Source organism: Pelorhabdus sp. sgz311002 (genome assembly GCF_056134285.1).
This window is the reverse complement of the sequence record NZ_JBWBCL010000003.1, coordinates 59,238-82,678: the sequence shown is the minus strand read 5'-3', so window position 1 is coordinate 82,678 and position 23,441 is coordinate 59,238. Positions and strand designations below refer to the sequence as shown.

The following is a 23,441-nucleotide window of genomic DNA, read 5'->3' as shown; positions in this document are numbered from 1 at the left end:
ATATTTCTAAGCTTTAAATTGCAAGAATAAAAAGTCGTAATTTATAGTAAGGAATATCGTAGGGAACATTGACAAAAGTATTTTTGTCTTGCTAAAATAAATTCTATTGACTCTCGTATAATTTTGGGAATAGGGCCCAGAAGTCTCTACCGGCGACCGTAAATCGCCTGTCTACGGGTGAGAAAGTAAACTTCGGGTTTTATGAAAAAGTCCGACGGGTATGATCGCTCACTTTACGTATGCGAAAGTTCCTGTCAGGGCTTTTTCTTTTTGCGTTACCCCAAAAATCAAGGAGGCTATCATGGAATTATTGCAACAAAAAATCCAGACAGATGGACAGGTTCTAAACGATTCGCTGCTAAAGGTTGATTCCTTTTTGAATCATCAACTCGATCCGCAGTTAATGTATGAAATGGGCAAGGAATTTGCAAAACGCTTTGCCGGGGAAGGGATTACTAAGATTCTTACGATTGAATCGTCTGGTATTGCTGTAGCTATTATGGCCGGGCTGGCCATGAATGTGCCGGTCTTATTTGCCAGAAAGAAAAAGTCAGTTGTAACGACCGATAATTTGTATTGTACTAAAGTCTATTCATTTACGAAAAAAGAAAGTAATGATGTGATTGTTGATAAGCAATTCTTACAGGAAGACGATAAAGTTTTGATTATTGATGACTTTTTGGCAAATGGTGAAGCAGCTTTAGGCCTGATCAATATTGTTAAGCAAGCAGGCGCTGTGGTAATTGGCGTGGGCATCGTGATTGAGAAGTCCTTTCAGCCAGGAGCGGAGAAGCTCAAAGCGGCGGGGTTCCGGGTGGAATCATTGGCGAGAATTCAATCCTTTCAAAATGGACAAGTTCAATTTTTATAATAAAAAGGAGCTAAGCAGAATTTATTATGAATCAATATAATGGAAAGAGCTTATTGTTGGGAGCCCAGCATGTATTAGCTATGTACGCTGGTGCGATTATTGTTCCGCTTATTGTCGGCAGTGCCTTAAAACTGACTGCTTGGCAGATGAGTTATATTATTGCCGCCGATTTGTTGACGTCAGGCCTTGCGACGTTATTGCAAGCTAGGCAAAACGCCTTATTTGGTATTGGCCTGCCTGTTGTCCTTGGTTGTACCTTTACAGCTGTTTTTCCCATGATTACCATTGGAAATCAATACGGTCTTCCGGCACTATATGGCTCGATTATTTGTTCTGGATTCTTTGTTGTTTTAATTGCGAAGTATTTTTCAAAACTGGTAAAATTTTTTCCGCCGGTTGTTACTGGTTCGGTTGTTACGATTATTGGCGTTACCTTGGTACCTGTAGCTATTAATAATATGGCTGGCGGCGTAGGTAGCCCTGATTTCGGCTCGCTAGCTAACTTTGCTCTGGCTTTTACCGTTCTTCTATTTATTATTCTTGTCAACCGTTTTACCACAGGCTTTATTCGTTCTATATCGGTATTACTTGGCTTAATTTTTGGTACGGTTCTCGCCGGTTTATTCGGTACAGTTTCCTTAAATAGCGTCGTAGAAGCTTCCTGGTTTCATATGGTGATGCCCTTAACTTTTGGTATGCCTGTATTTGAACCGGCTGCTGTGTTGACAATGATTATTGTGGCGATTGTCAGTATGATTGAGTCTACTGGCGTGTTCATGGCTTTAGGTGAAATTTGTAAACGTGACTTGACGCAAGCTGACTTAACACGCGGTTATCGAGCTGAGGGCCTTGCTGTTATGCTTGGTGGTTTTTTCAATTCCTTTCCTTATACTACTTTTTCACAAAATGTCGGTCTTGTACAGCTATCCAATTCCAAAACGGCAAATGTGACAGTCATTGCTGGCGTTATGTTGATGCTCCTTGGTTTTATTCCTAAGTTTGCCGCTTTAGCCATGATTATTCCTAATGCGGTGCTTGGCGGCGCTATGGTCGCCATGTTTGGCATTGTAGTAGCTTCAGGCATTAAGATGCTCAGCAAAATTGATTTCTCCAGTAATGAGAACTTATTGATTATTGCTTGTTCGGTCGCACTAGGGTTGGGCGTTACGGTAGTGCCTAATTTATTTGCTAAATTCCCGCCCCTGTTAAAGCTGTTTTTAGAGAACGGTATCGTAACAGGCGCGTTGACTGCTGTTATTTTAAATATCATTTTAAATATGACGCCGAAAAAGGCTGTACCTGTTGCTAAAACAACTCATAGCTGATTTTTCTAATGTGACACAAAATTCTAATGAAGCACAAAAACTCTCCCGCGTTAATTTTAGCGAAGGGAGAGTTTTTCATGTCTTTATTAGCGTAAGGTATGATAGAATAATGCTACAGTTATAGAAAATGAGTTGCAGGTGATATATATTATGAAAATTAAAAATCCGCAATGGCTGCAGGTCAGCGAAATAGAGAAAGCGCCTTATGGTTTTAGTCAATATTGGTATAGTACGGATTTTAAGCGAACGCGAGGCTGCGGCCCTCGGGCCGCTGCGATGCAGCTTGCCTACGTAAGCAGACGAGAACAAGATGATACTTTTTTGTGTGATAATACAGTTGCAGCGTCTCAGTTGCTTATGGAGAAAGTTTGGGATTTTATTACGCCTGGTCGTTTTCTGGGGTTAAATAGTACGGAAAAATTTTGTAGTGGCATGTCCGTTCTTTTACGATATTCCCATTTGCCGTGGCAGTGTCAGCGATTGAGTGTTCCGCTTCTATCTTTTCAGCGGCCGAATTTAGCCGAGGTAACTGCCTTTATTGAAGCAGGACTTGCACTCGATTGTCCTGTAGCCTTTTTAAATTTGCAGAGAGGAAAAGCTATAACGATGGACAACTGGCATTGGACGATTCTGGTAGCTCTGGAAAAGAATTCCCAAACGAATCAATATCAAGCGACTTGTTATGATAATGGCCGTTCGATCACTTTTGATTTAGGGCTGTGGCTCAAGACAACCAAATTAGGCGGCGGCTTTGTTTACTTAACGACAGATTTATTTTCAGCACCCCATTGAGACATGAGCTCTAAAATGGGGATGAGTGTTTCGCCTTTACTTGTCAGTTTATATTCTACTTTAGGCGGAATCTGCGGATATTCTTTGCGGCTAATGAGATCTTCTTCTTCCAATTCTTTTAGCTGCAGGCTTAGCATTTTGTGAGTAATGGGCGGAATGCTGCGTTTAATTTCACCATACCGCTGTACGCCATTTTGAAAGAGTTTATAGAGAAGCAGCCATTTCCACTTACTGCCGAGAATGGACAAGGTATAAGTAATGGAGCAATCACACAGTTCTTTCGACCATTTTTTCATAATACTCTCCTTTAGGGTAGTATCTATCTTTAAAGTGCATACTTTTCATTTTTTCTCTTTGCTATACAATTATAGCAGGGTTTGTTAGGAAATAGAAGGAAGGATTGATGCACGATGAAAAAAGTGATTGTTATCAATGGAAGTCCGCGTAAGCAGGGAAATACGGCTATGCTGTTAGAAAAGGCTATTAGCGGTGCTCAATCAGCTGGTGCTGAATCTGAATTGATTCATTTGTATGATTTGCAATTTACCGGCTGTAAAAGCTGTTTTGCCTGCAAGCGTATTGGCAGTAAAAGTTATGGGAAATGTGCTGTTCGTGATGATCTGCAGCCGCTGCTCAATAAAATAGAGCAGGCTGATGCATTACTGCTCGGTTCACCGATTTATCTCGGTACGGCCACAGGAGAAATGCGTTCTTTTCTCGAACGACTTATTTTTCCCTATTATGTCTATGATGAAGCGGGAACTTCTTTATTTCCCCACAAGATGTCTATTGGTTTCATTTATACGATGAATGTTTCAGAATCATTTATTGCCGAGTGGGGTTATGATCATTATTTTTCCCTTACAGAAAACATGCTTGCTCATGTATTTGGCAAGGCGAAATCATTGTATGTGACAGATACGTATCAGTTCTCCGATTATTCCCAGTATGTAGCTACTCGCTTTAATGCCAGTGAAAAGGCGAAGCGACGTCGTGAAGTATTTCCGTTAGACTGTGAAAAGGCGTTCCAATTAGGTAAGCAGGTTGTAATCGGAGGTGGTGACCTTGATTAAAGTCAACAGGGAACTGTGTACGCAGTGTGGTCTTTGCGCGAGCGTTTGCCCGGCCCAAGTATTAAGCTTGCCGAAACAGGATGGCCCTGTTGCAGTCAGAGGCGAATTTTGTAACCATTGTGGTCATTGTGTAGCCGTATGTCCCCAGGGAGCGCTTGATCATGCGATGGCGCCATTAGCTAAGCAAAGTGAAATCAACCCTTCTTTAGCAATTTCATCAGAGCAGGCAGCTTTTTTCCTGCGGTCGCGCCGTTCTACCCGTTGCTATAAGCAGGAGTCTGTTGCCAGAGAACTTGTAATGAAATTGCTCGATATGGCCCGGCTTGCCCCAACAGCAAGTAACAGCCAAAACATAGCTTATCTGGTTATTGAACAACGTGAAGTGTTAAATAAGGCTGTTGAAGTAATTGTACAGTGGATGGAGGAGCAGGTTAAAACCGGCATTTTCCATAAAAGCTTTCCACTTCATATTTCAGCTTGGCGCGAACGACAGGAAGATACGATCTTACGCGAGGCGCCACAGATTATCCTTGCTACAGCGCCGCAAGAGTTTGCCAAGGGCCGAGAAAATACAATTTCTGCTTTTTCTTACTTGGAGCTTTTTGCACCCGCTCTCGGGCTTGGTTCTTGCTGGGCGGGAATTCTTGAAATGTGTCTTTTGGCTGATTACGATCCCTTGCTTGCTTTATTTTCAATTCCGGCAGGACAAAGAGCTACTGGCGCCGTAATGATTGGCTATCCACGCTATAAATTTAAACGGCTGCCTGACAGAGATCCCTTAAAAGTGAATTTTATCTAAATCTCGTTTTTTATAAAGAATCGCGAATTGATCTAACGGAGTGATTTTGTGTTACTAGATGTGTTAACTTGGCTATGCTATGGTTTTCTCTATTTTGCCGTGCTTGCTTTGTGTTTGCCGCCTGTGAGGATTTTACAGCGAAAAGTTAGCTTGTGGCCGATCTTTACCAGCGGCGCTATTTTATTCGGCCTAGCGAGTCAGCAAATTGATTTGGCTGCTGTAGCGCCAATTGCTATTCTAGGATACAGTCTGTATCTGTTTTACCAGAACGGCATTTCTCCAGGCAAGAAATTTGTGACGGGGCTTTGCATTATAAGCCTCGCCTTTCTTTTAGGCGCTCATAAAATTCCTTATTTCCATAATCTTAATGTGTTATCCAATATACAGATTAGTCAAGACGGCATTCCTTTTACCATGTATTTAAACTTTGACAAGGCGCTTGTTGGCTTGCTCCTACTTGGTTTTGGCCACAGGCTGATTGCAAGCAAAATGCAAGGGGCTTTGCTGTGGCAGGCAATGAAAGTTAGGTGCCTGTTATTTGTTGGTATGTTAGTGATTCTTGCCGTGGCTTTTGGTGAAGTCCATTTTGATCCTAAATTGCCTGATCGTTTTCCCCTATGGCTTTTTACGAATCTATGTTTTGTCTGTGTCCCCGAAGAAGCCTTTTTTCGCGGCTTTTTGCAAAAACAACTCAGTGAGCTTTGGCAAGGCTTTGTTTGGGGCGGTTATGCTGCACTTATTGTTACGGCCTGCTTATTTGGTTTTGCTCATTATGCTGGCGGTATTGCTTACAGTATCTGGGGAACCATAGCGGGATTAGGTTACGGCTGGATTTATGAGCGGACTAAGCGAATTGAGGCGGCTATATTGTTGCATTTTATGTTGAATGTAACTCATTTTTTATTATTTACCTATCCGGCGTTAGCTTGACAGAGATGAGAGGGAGTGACCTTAGTGAATTTAACGCGATCAGCCTGGCTGTTTGTGCTTAGCGCTGCGGCTATTTTAGCCATTACTATGGGTGCTAGGCAGACGGCAGGATTGTTTGTAGCGCCAATCCATGAAGCGACAGGACTTGGAATTGTAGCAATTAGTTTTTCTTTAGCAATAGGACAGTTTGTCTGGGGGTTAGCTCAGCCAATTTTTGGTGCTATAGCGGATAAGCGCGGCTCTTATGGCGTTCTTGTGGCTGGAGCGTTGATTCTTGCTGGCGGTTTAGTATTGACTCCCTTCGCACAATCCGAAAGTATGCTCATTTTGGCTATGGGGATTTTGAGCGCTGCTGGCGCAGGAGCAGGCAGTTTTTCTATTTTGATTGGCGCTACTTCGCATCAGCTATTACCAGAACAGCGTTCTTTTGCCGGGGGCTTTATCAATGCAGGCGGATCGCTCGGCCAATTTATTTTTGCTCCTTTGCTGCAGGCCATCATTCATGGAGTTAGCTGGATCGCCGCCTTATTTACTATGGCCGGCTTTACGCTGCTTACTATTCCGCTGGCTGCGTTGTTTCGTCAAAAGACAGTGGCGCATTCAAAAGAGGCAATTCAAAATACTAGTGAGGGTATTTGGCAGCAGATTAGGATTGCTTTTGCGGATCGGAGCTATTGGTGTCTTCATGCCGGATTTTTTACCTGCGGTTTTCATATTGCCTTTTTAGTGACGCATTTACCAGGCGAAGTTGCTTTGTGTGGTCATTCCGCGACTGTATCAGCAGCGGCTTTGGCGATTATTGGACTAGCTAATGTTGGCGGTAGCTTAGCAGCTGGTTCGCTGGGGATGCGTTATAAAATGAAGTATATTTTGGCTGTCATGTATGGAAGTCGGGCGTTGATGATAATGGCTTACTTATTAGCTCCCAAGACCGAGGTGACTTTTTATATTTTTGCTGCCTTCTTAGGATTTACCTGGCTAGCAACGGTGCCGCCAACGGCAGGGCTTGTAGGAAAACTTTTTGGCACAAGATATTTGGCTACTTTGTTTGGTCTTACTTTGCTAAGCCATCAAATCGGCGGCTTTCTTGGCGCTTGGCTTGGCGGACTTGCTATGGCTCATGATGGCAATTATTTGTGGGTATGGTATGTTGATATGTTCTTGGCCTCGTTAGCCGCATTTGTTAATTTTCCAATTCGAGAAAAATAAAAAAATCTATGCCATTGCAACATAACAAGATTTAAATGGGTAAATACTATATTTAGGCTTCCTAAAAATATTTATGGAGGTGTTTTCTATGTCTCATAAAGGCGGCGTTATGTCAGAGGAAACAAAGTATAAATTAGCCCATGATCTTGGCTTTGGCGAAAAAGTGGAAGATAATGACTGGAGCGATGTGACAACAGGCGAAGTTGGTTCTATGGTTAGAGAAGCAATTAAGCGCGGCAGTGCGGCTGTAGAGAAAGAAGCGCAAGCAGAGAACGGTGCAGCCCATCAAAATGCAAAATAAACAGGAAAAGGCTTGAAGTTCTATTTTGGACTTCAGGCCTTTTTGTTGCAGGATATGCTGCTGGTGCTGCCTTTGTTAAGGTACCATAATATCTATTGGTTGTATATTTTTAGCCATCATGAGTACTGGTATGACAGCGAATATAGCAATAACGGACATAATAGCATAAATCCAAATTACACCAAGTGATGAAGCGATAAAGCCAAAAAGCAGAGGAGAAATTATATTCGTAGTTCCACGACAAAAGGTACTAATTGCAAAAATGTCGTCATATTTGTCTTTTCCTTTAACTGGTTCTGTAATGATAGTTTGGATAACTGGAATTGTCCCTTTTGTTACAATGCCAAGCAAAAGTGATGCTCCAAGAATGATAAAAAGTTGCTGGCCTATAACAAGAATCACCAGGAGTATCGCCATAATAACTTCTGATATAACAAATACTTTCCGTGTGCCGAATATATCAACCATTCTTCCACATGCTATTTTTCCAAGGAAGCAGCCAAATGTAAAGGCAAGAGCAAAAGTTCCAAGAATTTTTGGATCCATACTTTTCGCAAAGAGTAGAAAAGGTAAAAATGTAAATATCTGGTCACTTCCAAATGCATCAAGTATATTTGCGCTTATTGGTAGCGCATATTCGGGATTGCGTAAAAGTGAGAAGGTAGGTAAATGGCTTTTTGTTTCTACTGCTGGCGAATTATTTTGATTGATTTTTTCTTTTATGTTGAAGGAGGAAACAGATATATATACTGAAAATAACAAAACTCCCAGGCCATAGGTTAAACAGACAATTCGCCACCCTGGAAACTCCAATATAGGGCAAGCGGCAATAAAAGCCGCTAGTGAAGCAAAAGGAATCCTACCAATATCACCGATCGCAGTGAAGTTACCCATAATCTTTCCAAGCGATTGTCTTTCAGAGTTTAATGTAAGATACGAAAAAGCAACATTATGAAATATACCATATCCTGCAATTGCTATGGTAAAGCAAAATCCTGCAAGATAGATATTTGGGGTAAAGGCATTAGTAAGAAATCCAAAGCCGTATAATAACGTTATTATGATTAAGGTGCGCAACACCCCGAATTGTTGGGAAAAGAATTTCGTAGATAATCCGGCAAGAGTACTTACCATAATTGCAAGCGAGAAAATGATACCAGCATCTTTTTCGCTAGATCCAAAAGAGATAGTCATAAATGAAAGGAGTACTGGTACACTAGCAAATAGGCCATCAATAATTATATGAAACGTATTAAGCAGGCATTGTTGTTTCAGCATATTCGGTCAACCCCCTAAGTTTAGATTCTTTCGTATATTGCGTTTTGCTAGCAAATCCATTATAGCTCTAAAAAATTCTAGTAACAATTGTGTTATACTCATACTGTACCGATACAGTTAGGGGCTGAATGTGTGAGAAAAGCATATGAGCGGATTGTCGAAGACATGGAATCATTTATACAAGAAGGCAGATTTATGCAGTGCAAAAGATTACCGTCTATACGGGAATTATGCGCTACGTACCAATGTAGCAAAAACACCGCAGTGAAAGCGTATGATATTTTAAAGAGTAAACATTTAATCTATTCTGTTCCCCAGAGTGGATGTTATGTTGTGGAGAACCGCCTAAAGACAGAACAGACCAATACTGCAATAATCGACTTTTCTAGAGGAAATCCGTTGTTTGGTAATAACTATATCCCTGACCTAAAGCATTGTCTCGACCGGGCGGTTGACATATGCAATACAAATAGCTTTGCGGGGCATAAGCTCTATGGCGTTCCTTCTCTAAGAAATTTATTGCCCAAATACCTAGCTGATTTTCAAGTATTCACAACTACCGATAATATTTTTGTTAATCTGGGCGTTCAGCAAGTCCTTAACATTTTAAACCAAATGCCATTTCCAAATAATAAAGACACTATCTTGATTGAGCAACCTACATTTAGGTATTATAATAGCTTTTTGAAAATGAGTGGTACCAAAATTCTTGGCATACCACGAGATAAAGCAGGAATTGATATAGACTTTCTGGAGGCTCTTTTTAAAAAAGAAAAGATCAAATTTTTTTATACAGTGCCGAGCAGTCACAATCCGTTAGGTACTTGTTACCCTAAGGAGCAACGAAAAGCTATTGCACGACTAGCGGAAAAATATGATGTATATATTGTAGAGGATGATTATTTTGGCGATATTATATTTGGCAACTATGGAGATCCCATATACGCCTACGGTGATCATAAACATCATATCTACTTGAGAAGCTTCATTAAAATAATACCCTGGATTAGAATTGGTATAACCGTTATTCCATCGCATCTGTTGCCTGTATTTACTGAACATGTACGGTACTCATATTACCATTCTTATTTCTCACCATCGCTGGTGTCACAATCTACTTTGGAGATCTATATACGCAGCAATTTGCTTAAAAAGCATAGTGGTTCCGTTAAAAATGAATTGTCGTCAAAGCTTGAATGTCTTAAGATGCATTTTGTAGATGCAGCAAAGTTTGGGGGGGAATGGGTAGGCGGCGAGAGTGGTTTTTATAGCTATCTGAAATTGCCTAAACATATTAATGAAACCCAATTTGTAGAAAACTTAAAGAGAAGACAGGGCATTCTAGTTACTCCAGGAATTGATTGTTTTGTTAACAGTCATTATTATGAAAAGGGAATAAGAATTAGCGTGGCACGCACGACCGTAGCAGATATTCATAAAGGAATTTCCAAAATTTACACTGAACTTGAGAGGATACCTTTGAAATAAAAAGGGATTATAGATGTCGAAATACTGAATAAGATATGAATAGCATATTGTTTCCCGGATAACATATTGATGCAATAATTAATAAACCTGAAGCTTATATTTGGCTTCAGGTTTATTAATGGAAATCATGGACTATTTAAAAGGATAATAGCCCTATGAATCTATGAATCTATGAATCTATGAAGGCATGAGGACAGGAATATTGCTAAATAAAGATGTCATTGAAGCGATGAAAATGAAGAGCTATTAGGATAGATTCCAGGCGCGAGATAATAATTCAATGCCTTTCTCCAATTCATCAGGGCTCATGCCGCCAAATCCAAGCATGATTCTTGGTGCATGAGCCTTGTTTTTCTGGAAAATACTAGGAAGGGGCAATAAACGGACATTCTTCTCTTCTGCACGGCGTATAAGTTCTTGTTCATCTAAAGAACAATCAACTAATTCTAAAACGATATGCAGTCCAGCTCCTTGTTCAAGAATATGGGCGTGATTCCCGAAATGACAATCAACAGATTGGACAAGGGCATCGTGCTTTTTTTTATACTTTGTACGCATTTTTCTCAAATGTTTTTCTAAATATCCTTGTTGCATAAATCGTAATAACGTTCGTTGTTCTAATAATGAGACGGTTGCGGCATATTTGCCAAATAACTTGTTATAAGTACTTAAGAGCTGGTGCGGCAAGACCATATAACTTACTCTAAGGGCAGGCGATAAAATTTTGGAAAAAGTACCTATATATACGATTTTTCCTTCTGGATGCAGGCCTTGCAGTGCCGGAATTGGTTTTCCGTGGTAGCGCAATTCGCTATCATAATCATCTTCGATAATTACGCCTCCGACAGTTTCTGCCCAATGAATTAACTTTAGGCGATTTTCCACAGGCATAATGTAACCTAATGGGAACTGGTGGGATGGAGTAACATAGACAAGCGTGCTATTGGTGCTTTTTAGATAGTCTAGATTTATGCCATCAGAATTTACTGGAATAGAACGAATCGAATAAGAATGGTTTTGAAACACTGATCTAGGAATCCAATGTCCAGGATCTTCAACCGCCAATACCGAGTGATCAGATTTTAATATTTGGGCAAGGCTGGACATGCTATCTTGTATTCCACAGCAGATAATGATTTGCTCAGGAGCGCAAGAAACGCCGCGAAAACGCTCTAGATACTGTTGGATTTCCCGGCGTAACTCAATTTCTCCGCAGGGATCACTGTATAAGGCAAATTGCTTGGGATCTTCCTGCAGGCAATCTGTTAGCTGTTTACGCCAAAGTTTAATGGGAAAACTATCTGATGAGAGAAGCGCTGGATGAAAGTCAAACAAATACGTTTTTTTATCGGCTTGGTGTACAGGGGATGCTATCTTTAGGGGATGGGAGAATTCTTGTTCTAGTAGAGAAATATAGTATCCACTCTGGGGTTTACTATAGATAAATCCCTCGGTACATAATTGTTCATAAACATACTCTACAGTATTGCGGCTTATCGATAGCTCTTGTGATAAATTTCTAACAGAGGGAAGTCTGGTTGCTGGAGTCAGTTTTCCAGATAAAATTTGATTTTTAATCTGATTATAGAGTTTAACATGTAAGGGACGACGATCATTGCTATCTAATATAAACATCAATTTTCACCTATCAATCATCGTAATTTAGAATAGCTAAACTGCTGCTAGCTATAGGAAGAAGGTAATGTCATATGCAGAATTGCCCCTGTTAAATTTCGAAAAACTGTCTCTGTTATTGGGGTCACTTGTATTTTATAATAATACCTATCTGATAATCAATTAGATTTGTAAAAAGAAAGGATGTTATTATTATGCTCAACGAAAAATTATTGGAGATTCTTTCACATCCTGTCGATAGCGCGGTTTCGATTGTAACTAGCGGCGACGATGGTCCTCATTTAGTGAATACTTGGAATAGCTATATCGAAGTAACGCAAAATGATAAGCTGCTTATTCCGGTTGCTGGTTTTGTTAAAACCGAAAAAAATCTTGCAATCCACAACGAAGCAATTCTTTCGATTGCCTGCCGGGAAGTAATGGGGTATAAAAACAAAGGAACAGGTTGTATCGTCAAGGGAAGTACTCGCTTTATAAAATCCGGTGAAGACTTTGATCGTATGAAGGCAAAATTCTCTTGGATTCGTGCGGTCATGGAAGTAACGGTGATATCTGCAAAACAAATGCTCTAATAACAGGGGAGCGATTAAGCGGGGTAGCGAAATCACCGAAAAAGAAATGAAAGCAGAAAATGGTGCAGTTCATCAGAATGCAAAATAGATTGAAAAAGGCTTGAAGTTCCATTTGTGGACTTCAAGCTTTTTTTGTTGCAGGATATGTTGTGGCTGTATGCGTATAAAGCAAGATTATTTAGCTAATATAAGGATTTAAGACATATAAAATGCTCTTTTTAAGTAGATAGATTACTAATGTATATGATGAGTATAACATTTCTAAAGAGCAATATCATACAAGATTTAACGCTAGTAGCGTGGTAAACTTTCTCTATCATTTGATGGAGGTTTTTTTATGCGTTATAATTCGGGAATTATATATGCAGTCATTGCTGACGGAATCTGGGCGCTAGCGTTTATCATACCTAAATTATTGCCTTCATATAGTGCTGTTGAAATTACCTGTGGACGATTTTTGGTTTACGGAGTTTTTTCAATTGTGATTTGGCTCTGTAGAAAAAAGAATATGTTTTTCCCTAATGGTGGTAGGAAGATGTGGGCGCAGGCGTTGTTATTTGCTTTTTGCGGCAATCTAGGTTATTATTTTTTCTTGGTGCTTGCTATTCAATTGGCAGGGGTAACACTTTCAACACTAGTAATAGGTATGTTACCAATAACAGTTTCTTTATATGGAAACTGGCTATTTCGCGAGTTTTCTCTTAAGCGTATACTCCCGTCAGTTTTGTTAGTTTTATGCGGGATTATAGTTATAAATAGTTATAACTTGCAAATGAGTGATGCGTTATTTAATAATATTCTTGGCTTTTTCTTTGGGATCGTGGCGCTTGCTCTGTGGACGTGGTATGGTGTGGCAAATATGCTGTTTCTAAAGAGACATCCACAGATCTCTTCGAAAGATTGGGCAACGATCACAGGGATTGCTACTTTTATTCTGGTAACAGTTTTTTTAGCTAGTCTATCACTGTACTCTCATTCTTTTTATATTTCTTACTTATTCCAGCCCGATGAAAGTAACGGCCATTTTTGGCTAGGCAGCCTTATGTTAGGTTTTCTTTGCTCATGGGGAGCAACAGTTTTTTGGAATAAGGCATCTAATCGTTTACCTACAGCCCTTGCTGGACAATTGATTGTGGGAGAAATGATCTTTGGATTGTTATATGGTTATATTGTTGAATATCGATTACCTCACTATTTTGAGCTCGTAGGCATTATAATAATTATAGGTGGAATCTTCTATGGTATTCATATAATAAATGTTGGAAAGAGGCTTATGTTTCATGGTCATGCTCAAAAAGAACAAAGCTAGCTGCGTTAGAGTAGCAGATATGAATAATCTGGAGATATATAAGGCTTCCTACACAACACATGCTTTTTCACGCCATTGGCATGATGGCTTTGGTATCGGAGTAATTGAAAATGGTTGTGAAGTTTTCGATTATAACGGAGATAAACAGTGGGCGCCTCAACGGAGTATTGTGTTAATGAACCCAGGAGTGATTCATACTGGTGCCGCAGCCAATCAACAGATTGGCTGGCGGTACCATATTATGTATCCTAGTCTAAGATGTTTGCAGAAAATTGCAGAGCAAATAAACGAGAAAAATAATTTGATCCCTTATTTTCCGAATCCAGTCGTAGTTGATAATGAATGTGCTGAAAAATTACTGAACTTATTTGCATTATTTGAGCATTTTCCTTTATCCATGGAACATCAATCTGTCTTTACAAATACTATAGCGACCATATTACAGAGACACACTACCTTAACCTATGCTGAATTGAATAAAAAAAGAGATAATAAAGTTGTGAAGGTTGTTAAAGATTACATTCATCAATTCTATAACAAAAGTATTTCATTACAAGAATTAGCAATTATTTCAGGCAAAAGTCAGTTCCATTTACTAAGAGAATTTGAAAGAGAAATGGGTATTCCCCCGCATACTTATCAAATTTTTATTCGAATTCAAAAAGCAAAGGAATTATTACTAACAGGTCAATCCATATTAGCAGTTGCTTTTGAGACGGGTTTTGCTGACCAAAGCCATTTTAATAGGCAGTTTAAACGTATTCTCGGAATTACACCAAGAGAGTATGTTTACTCTAGTAGATAATAGTGAAAAAGTATTAATAAAATAATCTTTATAGATATTTAAAATAGACATAAATCAAAAAATCCTAATATGGACATAATTTAAATTGCCATTTGATATTTAAAATATATCAAGTGGTTTTTTATTGAAGGGGATGATGATTTTTGTTTTCCTCGAACAAGGAATAAGACAGCTCTTTCTCTAAAAAATCTATCAAAAGTTATAGTTTGACAATTTTTGAGAATGTATTTATTATGAACATAACAATGGAGCCAAAGGAAAATCCTTTGGGCTATTTTTTATTTAGAAAGCGTCTTATTGAGCAATTTTATGCTGACGATGCCTGGCGAAACTAGCTGTTCGTATCAGAGTTGTAAAAACTATATATTTGCATAAATGAAATTGCTTGAATGGGAGATCGGCGAGATGGTTTCTCTTGGATTCTGTGAGGAGTGAGATGTTTGACAACCGGACGCTTTTCTCAAGGGAATAGTGACAGCGAGATAAAGGACATTTTACAAATTCTAAAAGAAGTAAAGCTTAAAGAAAAATTGGATGAAAAGTTATATTTTATTATAGATAGTATTTCTGTCTATATTTCATATATTAATGCTGCTACTTTACGGTACGAATTTGTTAATGAAGCATTTGCGCGAGGCTATAATATTCCTAGAGAACAAATTATTGGTCGTCACATGAAGGAAATACTACCGAAGGTAAACTATCAAAATGCAATTCAATATATTGAAGCAGTTAGAATGGGCAAGTCTGTAACTTATGAGCACTACTTTGAGGTTGCAATTGGGAAACGCTGGGTTAAAGTTGACTATATACCTGAATTTGATGAAAAAGGAAATGTTGTTTCGTTTGTCGTTCTTGGCACGGATATAACTGACCGAAAAATAGCAGAAGAAAAAGTAAAAGAGAGCGAAGCCCTTTATCGATTCATTGTCGAGACTGCTAGTGAGGGCATTTTAATTTTGAAACGAGATTTGACAATTACATTTGCCAATGATAAATTAGCGGCTATGTTTGGCTATGAAATAGAAGAATTAGTAGGAAGTAATTTTGAACAATTAGTATTTGAAGAACATTTGGGTGAACTCGCAATAAATCTGCAAAAAAGAATGCGTGGCGAAGACGCTGTATATGAGCTTTATTTGCGGAAAAAAGATGGATCGAGGCATTGGGTGATTATTTCTGTAAAAGCTATGATGGATGATGATGGTTATTTTACGGGACTCTTCGTCATGCTAACAGATATTCATTCGCGAAAGTTAGTCGAAGAAAAACTGGAAAGTACGATAAAAAAACTTGAAGTATTAAGTAATATAGATGGATTGACAAGCTTGGCTAATCGGCGTTATTTTGATCAGATAATGTCGGCTGAGTATGAGCGGTTATCGCGCTCTGGGGCAATGTTATCTTTTATTATGATTGATATTGATTATTTTAAAGCATTTAACGACTATTACGGACATCTTTGCGGTGATAACTGTCTGCAACAAGTTGCAAGAGTCTTAGAAAGCAGTATTTGCCAACCGGCAGACATTGTTGCTCGGTACGGAGGAGAAGAGTTTATTTGCATGCTGCCAGAAACAGACAGGAAAGGTGCAAAAGTAATTGCTGAAAAAATGAGAAGCGGTGTTGAACGGCTGCGTATTCCCCATACTGGTTCGAGAATCTCCGATTATGTTACAATCAGTCTCGGTGTTGCAACAATAAAATGTTCACCTAAGAATAATGTACTTGAAAATATTAGTGAGGCGGATAAGGCTCTTTATAAAGCAAAGGCCAATGGGCGCAATAGAATTGAATTTGTTAAAGAATAAATTGGGTTCAGCATGCTTTTGAGTGCAATACCTGATAAGTCTAATTTCTGTGAAGTAGATCATTGAAAATCATTACTTAAAAACCAGCTCTGTATCGCACAGAGCTGGTTTTTTGTATAATGTCGATTTTAAAATAATAGCAGTAACTATTCCTGCCGATATGATCTGATTATTTCGTAATGTCATTGCTAAAAAGCAACAGCTGTTCATTTTTGCTGTTCAATATGTGTTATTTTTAGTAAGACCCAAGGAACTTGAATTTTTGATTATCGTAATAGAACTAAAACCGATTGGCAATTATTAAAATAAAATTATGATGAGAGAGGGATTATAAAATGAATAGACGAGTTGTTATTACCGGGATGGGAGCTGTATCTTCTTTCGGGTGTGGCGCAGATAAACTCTGGCAGTCAATTAAACAGGGGAAGTCAGGCATTCGGAGAATAGAGAGAATAGATGTATCCGATTTACCTACCCAGGTAGGGGCTGAGGTAAGGGACTTTGAGCCGGATCAGTTTTTAGAGAAGAAAGAAATTAAAAGAATGGACCGATTCGCCCAGTACGCCATGGCGGCTGCGCAAATGGCAGTGGATGAAGCTAAAATCAATTTTACAAAATTGAACAGAGAGCGTGTGGGAATACTTATTGGAACTGGGATTGGTGGGATAGAAAGCATTGAACAGCAGCATAGCGTACTCTTAGAAAAGGGAACTAGCAGAATTAGTCCTTTTTTGGTGCCAATGATGTTACCTAATATGGCTGCTGGACTTATTGCGATTAAATATGGTGTCAAGGGATTTACAGAATGTACTGTTTCAGCTTGTGCATCGTCGACTAATGCCATTGGTGATGCTTATAAAATCATTCAAAGAAATGGTGCTGACATGATGATTGCCGGTGGAACAGAGGCCTCTATTACCAGGTTAGCATTCGCTGGCTTTTGTGCAATGAAAGCCATGACGACCAATCCAGATGCAGCTATGGCGTCTAGACCTTTTGATTTGGATCGAGATGGGTTCGTATTGGCAGAAGGTGCCGGCACGCTTATTATCGAAGAACTCGATCATGCCTTAGGGCGGGGTGCTACTATTATTGCAGAAATCGTGGGTTATGGTTGCACCAATGATGCATATCATATTACGGCTCCAGCTGAGGCGGGAGAAGGTGCGACCCGGTGCATGAAGCTGGCAATAGAAGATGCGGGGATACAACCCGATGATATTGGTTATATAAACGCTCATGGCACATCAACGCCCCTAGGGGACAAAATTGAAACACATGCCATAAAAACTGTTTTTCAAAAATATGCCTATGAGCTTGCAGTCAGTTCAACCAAATCAATGACCGGTCACTTATTAGGAGCCGCGGGAGCCATAGAGGCAATTATTACCGCTTCAGCGCTTAAGGATGGATTTTTGCCGCCAACAATCAATTACAAGACGATGGATCGGGAATGTGATTTATACTATGTGCCCAATGAAGGAAAAGAGGCAGCCATAAACTATGGTTTGACTAATTCCTTCGGTTTTGGCGGACATAATGCAACACTGGTTCTTAAGTCTTATTCAGCCTGAAACAGGAGAAGAGATACTGCAACTGAGGTATTTTGAAAATGGATGGGAAATGATCAGGAGAGGTCAGGAGTATATAATCATGGATTTAAAAGCAACGATTGCTGCATGTCTTCAATATATAGAAGCAAATTTGTACAATAAGGTCATTTTAGATGATATAGCTATGCATTGTGGCATATCGAAATACCACTTGCACAGAATGTTTAAATCGTTGACGGGTGAATCATTGATGGAATATGTTCAGTTCCGTAAGCTTTCATCGAGTATTTCTGACCTTAAAGATACGAATCGAAGAGTCATTGACATCGCCATGGATTACGGCTTTGATTATGAGCAGTCTTACATTAGAGCTTTTCGCAAGAAATTTGGGGTTACGCCGCTAAAGATCAGATTGGAGCCGATGTCACTACTCATTCAAGAAAAGCTAAATATTGATGACATTATGTCAGTTAATAATTCTGTGATCTACAAGCCTTCGTTTATGTTTAAACCCCAGTTTTATTTAGTTGGCGTGAAACATAAAATACTTAGCAAATCTGGTGATAAGATTGCTAACCTTTATGGCAGAGACTTTTTTTATAACCAGAGGGATAAGATTACGAATCCCGTTGATTCAGAAGTTTACTTTGGTTATACAGATTGGAGTGACACGGGGAATGGTTGCATTTATTATATGCCATCGCTGCAAGTTAAGGATCTTGACCATACCCCGGATCATATGGAGGCAATTGTCATACCTGCGTACAAATATGTAGTTTTTCGTTTTGTTGGCTTTTTTCGCCCTGATGAAATTAATGGCAGACAAGTGGGGCGATTACTTGTTCATCTATATTCAAAATGGGGCTTAAAATCAGGTTATAAATTTGCTGATACATTTAGATTTGAATATATCAATAATAATTTATGCAAAGATAATTATTGTGAGTTAGATATATATCAACCGATTGTCGATTTGAATAGAATATGAACCCCAGGAAGGCTTAAAGAAAACTATTTGAATTTAGTCGATAGTTTTCTTTTTGCTTTTTCCTAAATAATTCGTTCCGATAACGCCGAGAATGATGATAGCTGCGCCGATTATGTGAAAAGATTCTAATTTTTCCTGTAGAAACACGACTCCGGCGAAGATGGTAATGAGTGTAGCTAAGTTACTGAATACACTCATCTTAGAGGCTTCCATTCTTGACAGTACATAGTTAGATAAAAAAGCTGTACCAAAGGATGAGATTACACCAAGATATAAGGTGGCGATTAAAAACGATTTGTTGGCAAAAGGTGCAAAATAATAAGCTAGAGTATGCGCTGTGGCATGCTCTATAAGAGCGATGCCGTTGAAAGTAATCATGCCAAGCGTCGCCATAATATAGGTGATTACAGTGAGTGAATACTTTCTAGCTATTTTTCGGGCCAAAACATTATAGCAAGCTGCGGACAATGTAGAAAGCAGAATTAGAATAATTCCTTTCATGTTTGTAAGATCAAGCATAATGCCTTTCATCGCAAAGATGTAAATGACCCCAGCTACAGATAATAAAGTCGATAATTTTTGCCATTGGGTGGATTGTTCTTTTAAAAAATAAGTAGCAAGAACTAAGGTGAATATGGGCACTGCGGCTTGGATTATTCCTGCTTCCGACGAAGACGTATAAACTAGACCGAAAGCCTGAAAAGTGAAAAATAATGCTGGGTAGAGTATGGCTAAAGGGAGTATCGCTATAAAGTCTTTACTAGTAATATCCAACCGGACTTGTTTTGTAATAAGCGGTATGGCTGCAGCTAAGAAAGCAAGAGTGAAGCGGTGCGCGAGTGTATCTATGGGACTAGCTGAAGCTAAAGCTATTTTTACGAACATAAATGAGAAGCCGATAATGAGAGCATATAAGAGTGCGGCAACATAGGCCTTGTTGAGTTGTGTCATGAGAATCATCTCCCTAGTGTGATAAGTTTTATTTGAATTTATGGTAATACAAATAGAACAGATGTACAATTAGAATAAAAGTAAATTGTATGGTTACAGTTTAGCGGGAGAGAATCATGTATAAATATCTTTCTTTGGTCAATGAGTTGGAGAAAATGATTCAAACGAATCAATATAAGGCAGGGGAAAAGCTTCCATCAATCCGTGATTTGTCAAAGCGATATCAATGCAGTCTCAATACGGTCATTAAAGCATTTCAAAAATTGGAACGTCAGGATATGGTGTTTACTATACCTCAGAGCGGATATTATGTAGTGCAAAAGCGGTTTGATATAACAACAAAGAATAAAAGTGAAGAATTGAACTTTGTCTCTACTGCGCCGAGTTGGAGTGTATTTCCTTATCTGGACTTTCAGCATTCTTTAAATAAAGCCATAGACACGTATCGGCAAGAGCTATTTAATTATGGAACACCAAAAGGATTACCGTCCTTAATCAAGGTAGTGCAGAAACAACTAGCAACTTATCAAGTTTTTACGAAGCAAGAAAATATTTTTATTACTTCTGGTGTGCAGCAGGCGTTGGCAATTTTAAATACTCTGCCTTTTCCCAATCATAAAACCAAAATATTAGTGGAACAACCAAGCTATCACTTATTTCTTGAGTACTTACAGGTCTATAAAATACCAGCGGTTGGCATAGCTAGAACCGTCAATGGCATTGACTTAGTTGAGTTAGAGCGCATTTTCCGTGATGAAGAGATTAAATTTTTTTATACTATGCCAAGATTTCATAATCCGTTGGGAACTTCCTATTCCCAAAAGGAAAAAATAGCAATTGTTAAATTAGCGGCAAAATATAATGTATATATTATCGAGGATGATTACTTGGCTGATTATGAACAAAACTCTAAAATCGATCCGCTGCATGCTTATGATAGAGATGATAAAGTCATTTATTTAAAAAGCTATTCAAAAATTATGTTCCCCGGATTGCGAGTTGGCGTGGTGGTTCTACCTAAAGATTTAGTCGAAAAATTTCAGCAGTATAAAAAAATTGCTGATATTGACAGTTCCATGATCTCGCAAGCGGCGCTCGAAATATATATAAAAAGCGGTATGTTTGAACGACATAAACGAAAAATTTGCTCTCGCTATCTCTTACGTGCAAAACTTTTATATGAGTCGCTTGCTAAATATAGTAATGAAACTTTAGACATAGAGAAGATAACAATGCCTTCATCGCTTTGTATGCATACCCATATTATTTTACCGGAACACATTAATAGCAATCAATTACTTAGAAATCTGAAGCGACAAGGTGTCATAATAGAACTGGCAAACGCCAATTATCTAGACTCATTTCCGTCAAGCAAGCTTTTAAAACTAAATGTTTCTAGTGTTGATGAGTCTAAAATTGAGGAAGGGGTCAAGAAAATAGTAAAAGAAATTAACAGTGCAGGCAGAAAGAAATTTTAAAGAGTTTACGGTAGGTCATTTGAAATAAATAGTGTTTACTTTGAAATTGACAAACTTACTATTGTTTATTGCTATACAGCAGAAAGCACTATATGCCTGATTAGAGGCTCATAGTGCTTTTTTAGTTTACTATTTTCTTCGTAGGGCATTATAAAGTTTCGCTGATTCAGTTGCGATAAAGTCGCTGGAATAGGTATGATCCGTCGTTGCGGTATAAAAACTGATTAATATGGGATCATGGCCGTCCTGAATGACCCCGACATCACAAAGAATATCATCTAATTCGCCGACTTTATGAAATACCGTTGTCGCCATATAGCGGGGAATTTCATCGTGAAAGATCGTATTAGCGAGTTCTGATTTTAGTTGCTCGCCTTTGGCTTTGTTCAAATATTTGTTAGTGTAGATGCTTTCGAATATTTTGGCCATCTCGTAGGGGGTTGTGATGCTATGATAACGATAACTATTAAAGGCGTCCTCACTATGAATTTTTGTTTTACGAAGATGAAGGTCTTTCGTTACTTTGGTTAGTGCATCTTTGTTAGTAGCATCTATTTCATCTAGTAATTCCTGAAAAGAGTTATTATCGCTTATTGTCATCATTAATTCTATATCCTGATCGTACTTATTGGCCGTATCCGCCCCAACTTTGGGATAGAGATATTTGTAGGTTGCCAGTGCCACAACTAATTTACTAGTTGAAGCTGTGGGAAAGACATCGTCCTGATTGAATTCAATCGTTCTTCCAGTGTTTAAGTTTTTAGCAAATACGCCAACTCGACCATTAAATCCTTTTAAATCATTTTTTATTTCAATCTCCGGCTTTGCTGCCGCAAAAGCATTAGCAGTAAAAATTGTTAAGACAATTACTAGAAGTATCATTTTTCTTATCATTCGAGCACCCCCATAAAAAGATAGAATTGTTTTATTTATCATAGCAAAAAACGATGACGAAACGATGACAATTTTAATTTTACAAATTTATATTGACAATTGGTAGTGATGAAATGTACTATAAAGTTAGTTTTATAAAACTAATATTTGGTGAGGCTCAATATGAGAATCGAAGATTTAATTGTAAAAACGATTGGCGTATTATCGCAATCGATGCGGCAAGTCATGCGAAAACATAAGGAAGAATCGCTTGAGGGAAAAGAGCTTTTTGATCTTACAATAACCCAACTTCATTATCTTTATGCGATTCGGGAAAGGGGAAACCCAACTTATACTGAGTTAGCTCAAAGATTTAATGTTCAAAAGTCGACCGTAACTGTTGCTATAAATAAACTAATTCAACGTGGTTATGTTTACAAGACACAATCGACGGAAGATTTAAGAGTTTTTCATCTTCAGCTTTCGCCCAAAGGTCAAAAACTGTTGGATATAGAGGATCAAGGGTATCGTCAGTTTGCTGTCCAAATTACAGCATGTTTAGACGATTCGCAAAAAGAACAGTTTAAAGAACTGTTAATGATTATTGCCGAAGCTTCGTCCCGCAAGTAGCGGGATTCTATTTTAGTTAAACGATTAGTTTCATATAACTAATTATTTAACGGATAGACCTGTTAAAGTTTTTGTTGCCTAGATAGACTGAGGGCTATTTTTTATAATATAATTTGCGGAGGTGTCAATATGATGATTTTAAAAAGTTTTTTTTATACCGTTATAATCACTTTGCTTTGTGCAAGTTTCGTACCGATACAGACTTGTCAAGCCAGTGCAAGAGAAGATGTGCTTTTAGTTGTTGTCGACAGTTCGAAGGACGCTTATGGCAGTCAGTTGAAAAAGGAAGTGAATCAACAGTTAGAAACACACTTATCGCTTCAAGGCAGCACAGAGCAGAAACTAGAAACTATGATTCAAGAGCTTGGAGTTAAAGAGTTTTCAAACGTGGAGAAACCCGAGTTGGCAGCGTTGACAAAAAAAGTGGGAGTCCATAAAGCCGTTATCGTAGAAATACTTCCTGCTATGATTGAATATAATCAGATTGCTTCTTTCCAAAAAATTCAGGCTGATGCCACCTTGCGAATCCGCTTATATGATGCTGATAAGATGCAGTATATTTTTATGGGCGATATTTCAGGTAAGGGGAGTAATAAAACCTTCCTTCCTTTTACTTCCATTGGAACAAAACCAGCTGTTATGGAGGCGGTGCAGAAAGCAACAATGGCTGCAACTGAAAAAATATCGGGAGCTTTGCATCAGGACATGTAAGGATTTCGAAGAACTAAGTAACGACTTAATGTAATCCTGCTCATTTTTGGGAAGGGGAA

23 protein-coding genes and 1 riboswitch are annotated in these 23,441 nt (G+C 38.6%); of the genes, 18 read left to right on the top strand and 5 right to left on the bottom strand.

Annotated elements, in window-relative coordinates; all coding sequences use genetic code 11:
• Window positions 1–93 precede the first annotated feature (93 nt).
• Window positions 94–194, top strand: a riboswitch (purine riboswitch).
• A 107-nt stretch (window positions 195–301) separates the two neighbouring features.
• From AC0NJP_RS06245 to AC0NJP_RS06235, 3 genes are all read left to right on the top strand, one after another.
• Window positions 302–871 (top strand): xanthine phosphoribosyltransferase, encoded by a 570-nt coding sequence (locus AC0NJP_RS06245; RefSeq protein WP_474699190.1) that lies wholly within the window; start codon window positions 302–304, stop codon window positions 869–871.
• Between the two features lie 26 nt (window positions 872–897).
• The gene (locus AC0NJP_RS06240; RefSeq protein WP_474699189.1) at window positions 898–2,196 is read left to right on the top strand and encodes a nucleobase:cation symporter-2 family protein; all 1,299 of its coding nucleotides are present in this window, start codon (window positions 898–900) and stop codon (window positions 2,194–2,196) included.
• A gap of 150 nt (window positions 2,197–2,346) precedes the next feature.
• Window positions 2,347–2,988 carry a hypothetical protein gene (locus tag AC0NJP_RS06235; RefSeq protein WP_474699188.1) on the top strand — a complete coding sequence of 214 codons (642 nt, stop codon included), beginning with the start codon at window positions 2,347–2,349 and terminating at the stop codon, window positions 2,986–2,988.
• On the opposite strand, the gene AC0NJP_RS06230 is transcribed toward AC0NJP_RS06235, so the two are convergent.
• Entirely contained in the window at window positions 2,952–3,284 is a 333-nt protein-coding gene (locus AC0NJP_RS06230; RefSeq protein ID WP_474699187.1) for a winged helix-turn-helix transcriptional regulator, read from the bottom strand. The genes AC0NJP_RS06235 and AC0NJP_RS06230 overlap by 37 nt on opposite strands.
• 114 nt (window positions 3,285–3,398) lie before the next feature.
• Between AC0NJP_RS06230 and AC0NJP_RS06225 the strand changes: the two genes are divergently transcribed.
• The 5 genes from AC0NJP_RS06225 to AC0NJP_RS06205 all read left to right on the top strand — a co-directional run bounded on the left by AC0NJP_RS06225 (window position 3,399) and on the right by AC0NJP_RS06205 (window position 7,300).
• Complete coding sequence (locus tag AC0NJP_RS06225; RefSeq protein ID WP_474699186.1) at window positions 3,399–4,061, top strand: flavodoxin family protein; 663 nt, start codon at window positions 3,399–3,401, stop codon at window positions 4,059–4,061.
• Window positions 4,048–4,860: a nitroreductase family protein gene (locus AC0NJP_RS06220; protein WP_474699386.1), complete on the top strand. Its 813-nt coding sequence runs from the start codon at window positions 4,048–4,050 to the stop codon at window positions 4,858–4,860. The genes AC0NJP_RS06225 and AC0NJP_RS06220 overlap by 14 nt, the downstream gene beginning before the upstream one ends.
• A 48-nt stretch (window positions 4,861–4,908) precedes the next feature.
• On the top strand, window positions 4,909–5,790 hold the full coding sequence (locus AC0NJP_RS06215; protein ID WP_474699185.1) for a lysostaphin resistance A-like protein: 882 nt from the start codon (window positions 4,909–4,911) through the stop codon (window positions 5,788–5,790).
• A gap of 24 nt (window positions 5,791–5,814) precedes the next feature.
• Complete coding sequence (locus AC0NJP_RS06210) at window positions 5,815–6,999, top strand: MFS transporter (RefSeq protein ID WP_474699184.1); 1,185 nt, start codon at window positions 5,815–5,817, stop codon at window positions 6,997–6,999.
• 88 nt (window positions 7,000–7,087) lie between these two features.
• Entirely contained in the window at window positions 7,088–7,300 is a 213-nt protein-coding gene (locus tag AC0NJP_RS06205) for a small, acid-soluble spore protein, alpha/beta type (RefSeq protein ID WP_474037743.1), read from the top strand.
• Between the two features lie 75 nt (window positions 7,301–7,375).
• Here the strand turns inward: AC0NJP_RS06205 and AC0NJP_RS06200 are convergent, their stop codons facing one another.
• Window positions 7,376–8,578 carry an MFS transporter gene (locus AC0NJP_RS06200; protein WP_474699183.1) on the bottom strand — a complete coding sequence of 401 codons (1,203 nt, stop codon included), beginning with the start codon at window positions 8,576–8,578 and terminating at the stop codon, window positions 7,376–7,378.
• Between the two features lie 132 nt (window positions 8,579–8,710).
• Between AC0NJP_RS06200 and AC0NJP_RS06195 the strand changes: the two genes are divergently transcribed.
• A complete protein-coding gene (locus tag AC0NJP_RS06195) occupies window positions 8,711–10,066 on the top strand; it encodes an aminotransferase-like domain-containing protein (RefSeq protein WP_474037745.1) in 1,356 nt (451 codons plus the stop codon).
• A gap of 246 nt (window positions 10,067–10,312) precedes the next feature.
• Here AC0NJP_RS06195 and pdxR read toward each other — a convergent pair whose 3' ends face one another.
• Window positions 10,313–11,701: a MocR-like pyridoxine biosynthesis transcription factor PdxR gene (gene pdxR, locus AC0NJP_RS06190; RefSeq protein ID WP_474699182.1), complete on the bottom strand. Its 1,389-nt coding sequence runs from the start codon at window positions 11,699–11,701 to the stop codon at window positions 10,313–10,315.
• Window positions 11,702–11,895: 194 nt separating this feature from the next.
• On the opposite strand from pdxR, the gene AC0NJP_RS06185 reads away from it, so the two are divergent.
• The 6 genes from AC0NJP_RS06185 to AC0NJP_RS06160 all read left to right on the top strand — a co-directional run bounded on the left by AC0NJP_RS06185 (window position 11,896) and on the right by AC0NJP_RS06160 (window position 18,739).
• Window positions 11,896–12,273 carry an FMN-binding protein gene (locus tag AC0NJP_RS06185; protein ID WP_474699181.1) on the top strand — a complete coding sequence of 126 codons (378 nt, stop codon included), beginning with the start codon at window positions 11,896–11,898 and terminating at the stop codon, window positions 12,271–12,273.
• 337 nt (window positions 12,274–12,610) lie between these two features.
• Window positions 12,611–13,582, top strand: a complete 972-nt coding sequence (locus tag AC0NJP_RS06180; RefSeq protein ID WP_474699180.1) for a DMT family transporter — start codon at window positions 12,611–12,613, stop codon at window positions 13,580–13,582.
• Window positions 13,554–14,387, top strand: coding sequence for an AraC family ligand binding domain-containing protein (locus AC0NJP_RS06175; protein ID WP_474699179.1), 834 nt, complete (start codon window positions 13,554–13,556; stop codon window positions 14,385–14,387). Before AC0NJP_RS06180 ends, AC0NJP_RS06175 begins: the two co-directional genes overlap by 29 nt.
• Before the next feature lie 440 nt (window positions 14,388–14,827).
• Window positions 14,828–16,198 carry a diguanylate cyclase domain-containing protein gene (locus AC0NJP_RS06170; RefSeq protein WP_474699178.1) on the top strand — a complete coding sequence of 457 codons (1,371 nt, stop codon included), beginning with the start codon at window positions 14,828–14,830 and terminating at the stop codon, window positions 16,196–16,198.
• Window positions 16,199–16,533: 335 nt separating this feature from the next.
• Window positions 16,534–17,772 carry a beta-ketoacyl-ACP synthase II gene (gene fabF, locus AC0NJP_RS06165; RefSeq protein WP_474699177.1) on the top strand — a complete coding sequence of 413 codons (1,239 nt, stop codon included), beginning with the start codon at window positions 16,534–16,536 and terminating at the stop codon, window positions 17,770–17,772.
• Window positions 17,773–17,851: 79 nt separating this feature from the next.
• Entirely contained in the window at window positions 17,852–18,739 is an 888-nt protein-coding gene (locus tag AC0NJP_RS06160; RefSeq protein ID WP_474037757.1) for an AraC family transcriptional regulator, read from the top strand.
• A 33-nt stretch (window positions 18,740–18,772) separates the two neighbouring features.
• Here AC0NJP_RS06160 and AC0NJP_RS06155 read toward each other — a convergent pair whose 3' ends face one another.
• Entirely contained in the window at window positions 18,773–19,690 is a 918-nt protein-coding gene (locus AC0NJP_RS06155; protein ID WP_474699176.1) for a DMT family transporter, read from the bottom strand.
• A 116-nt stretch (window positions 19,691–19,806) separates the two neighbouring features.
• Between AC0NJP_RS06155 and AC0NJP_RS06150 the strand changes: the two genes are divergently transcribed.
• A complete protein-coding gene (locus AC0NJP_RS06150) occupies window positions 19,807–21,168 on the top strand; it encodes an aminotransferase-like domain-containing protein (protein ID WP_474699175.1) in 1,362 nt (453 codons plus the stop codon).
• 129 nt (window positions 21,169–21,297) lie between these two features.
• Here the strand turns inward: AC0NJP_RS06150 and AC0NJP_RS06145 are convergent, their stop codons facing one another.
• Entirely contained in the window at window positions 21,298–22,050 is a 753-nt protein-coding gene (locus tag AC0NJP_RS06145) for a serine hydrolase (protein WP_474699174.1), read from the bottom strand.
• Between the two features lie 174 nt (window positions 22,051–22,224).
• Between AC0NJP_RS06145 and AC0NJP_RS06140 the strand changes: the two genes are divergently transcribed.
• Together AC0NJP_RS06140 and AC0NJP_RS06135 are read left to right on the top strand one after the other, a co-directional pair.
• Entirely contained in the window at window positions 22,225–22,671 is a 447-nt protein-coding gene (locus AC0NJP_RS06140; protein WP_474699173.1) for a MarR family winged helix-turn-helix transcriptional regulator, read from the top strand.
• 129 nt (window positions 22,672–22,800) lie between these two features.
• Window positions 22,801–23,382, top strand: a complete 582-nt coding sequence (locus tag AC0NJP_RS06135) for a hypothetical protein (RefSeq protein WP_474699172.1) — start codon at window positions 22,801–22,803, stop codon at window positions 23,380–23,382.
• Window positions 23,383–23,441 lie beyond the last annotated feature (59 nt).